This is a genomic window from Paenibacillus sp. SSG-1 (assembly GCF_002224835.1).
In the GTDB taxonomy this organism is placed as follows: Bacteria; Bacillota; Bacilli; order Paenibacillales; family Paenibacillaceae; genus Paenibacillus_AQ; species Paenibacillus_AQ favisporus.
The window spans coordinates 7,038,999-7,040,349 of the sequence record NZ_MBRK01000001.1 but is presented as its reverse complement, the minus strand read 5'-3'; the positions used below and the strand labels follow the sequence as shown (position 1 = coordinate 7,040,349).

Below are 1,351 nucleotides of genomic sequence, written 5' to 3'. Positions count from 1 at the left end.
CCTAACCGCTCCCCTTAACCTTCCAGCACCGGGCAGGCGTCAGCCCGTATACTTCGCCTTGCGGCTTCGCACAGACCTGTGTTTTTGCTAAACAGTCGCTTGGGCCTTTTCACTGCGGCCCCCTCGTGCTATTCACACTACCGGGGCACCCCTTCTCCCGAAGTTACGGGGTCATTTTGCCGAGTTCCTTAACGAGAGTTCTTCCGCGCGCCTTAGAATTCTCTTCTCGCCTACCTGTGTCGGTTTGCGGTACGGGCACCTTCACCTGGTTAGAGGCTTTTCTTGGCAGTGTGAGATCATGACCTTCGGTACTATAATTTTCCCTCCCCATCACAGCCCAGCCTTAAAGTGTGCGGATTTGCCTACACACCAGCCTCACTGCTTGGACGAGCATCCATCAGCTCGCGTCACTACCCTCCTGCGTCACCCCATCACTCATAACGGTTTACGGTGGTACAGGAATTTCAACCTGTTGTCCTTCGATTACGCCTGTCGGCCTCACCTTAGGTCCCGACTTACCCTGAGCGGACGAGCCTTCCTCAGGAAACCTTGGGCTTTCGGCGGATCAGATTCTCACTGATCTTTTCGTTACTCATACCGGCATTCTCACTTGTATACGCTCCAGCGCTCCTTACGGTACACCTTCAACGCTGTATACAACGCTCCCCTACCCCTGATGCAAACATCAAGCCATAGCTTCGGTGGTGTGTTTAGCCCCGTTACATTTTCGGCGCAGAGTCACTCGACCAGTGAGCTATTACGCACTCTTTCAATGGTGGCTGCTTCTAAGCCAACATCCTGGTTGTCTGTGCAACTCCACATCCTTTCCCACTTAACACACACTTGGGGACCTTAGCTGATGGTCTGGGCTGTTTCCCTTTTGACAATGGATCTTAGCACTCACTGTCTGACTCCCGGTCGATCAGTCGATGGCATTCGGAGTTTGACTGAGCTTGGTAACCCTTGCGGGCCCCGCACCCAATCAGTGCTCTACCTCCACGACTGCAAAACCGAGGCTAGCCCTAAAGCTATTTCGGGGAGAACCAGCTATCTCCGAGTTCGATTGGAATTTCTCCGCTACCCCCACCTCATCCCCGAATTTTTCAACATTCGTGGGTTCGGGCCTCCAGTGCGTGTTACCGCACCTTCACCCTGGACAGGGGTAGATCACACGGTTTCGGGTCTACGTCCACGTACTCAATCGCCCTATTCAGACTCGCTTTCGCTGCGGCTCCGGCTTCTCACCTTAACCTTGCACGGGAACGTAACTCGCCGGTTCATTCTACAAAAGGCACGCCATCACCCATAAACAGGGCTCTGACTTCTTGTAAGCACACGGTTTCAGGTTCTA

At 53.7% G+C, this 1,351-nt stretch carries 1 rRNA gene (running past both ends of the window); it reads right to left on the bottom strand.

Annotation, left to right across the window (positions count from 1 at the left end):
• Window positions 1-1,351 (bottom strand): 23S ribosomal RNA (locus BCV73_RS32055) (it extends past both window edges: 794 nt to the left, 550 nt to the right).